1 protein-coding gene is annotated in these 440 nt (G+C 74.8%); it reads left to right on the forward strand.

The window, feature by feature from the left end; translation table 11 throughout:
- The first annotated feature begins 115 nt into the window (after positions 1-115).
- Positions 116-409, forward strand: a complete 294-nt coding sequence (locus JMF97_RS31875; protein WP_307817157.1) for a sortase domain-containing protein — start codon at positions 116-118, stop codon at positions 407-409.
- Positions 410-440: the final 31 nt, after the last annotated feature.

Below are 440 nucleotides of genomic sequence, written 5' to 3' on the forward strand. Positions count from 1 at the left end.
GGCGGCGGCCGCGGGCGGGCTCGCGAGAGCGCGCGTCGGCGCACGCGCGCCATCGCCGCGTGGGGCGGCGGGGCCGGCCGGGGGCGTGGGGGTGCCCCCGTCGGACGGACCTGGGGTGGCCGGTTGGTACTCCCCCGGTGTCGGCACCGGTGAGATGGGCAACGCGGTGCTGGTGGGCCATGTCGCTTCTCCGGTCGGGCCGGCTGTCTTCTTCGACCTGGGGCGGTTGCGTCCCGGCGACACCGTCCACATCGCCCGGGCCGACGCGACAGTGGTCCGCTTCGCCGTCGACGGTGTCGTGGCGTACCCGCAGGACGGTTTTCCCACCGCCCTGGTGTATGGCCCGGGCGCTGTCGCCGGGCTGAGCCTGGTCACCTGCGGCGGCCGGTTCGCCCAGGACCGCGGCTAGTAGAGATGTGTAAAACACACAGGCCTCCCGC

Origin of the sequence: Micromonospora fiedleri (assembly GCF_016774385.1) — a bacterium.
In the GTDB taxonomy this organism is placed as follows: domain Bacteria; phylum Actinomycetota; class Actinomycetes; order Mycobacteriales; family Micromonosporaceae; genus Micromonospora; species Micromonospora gifhornensis.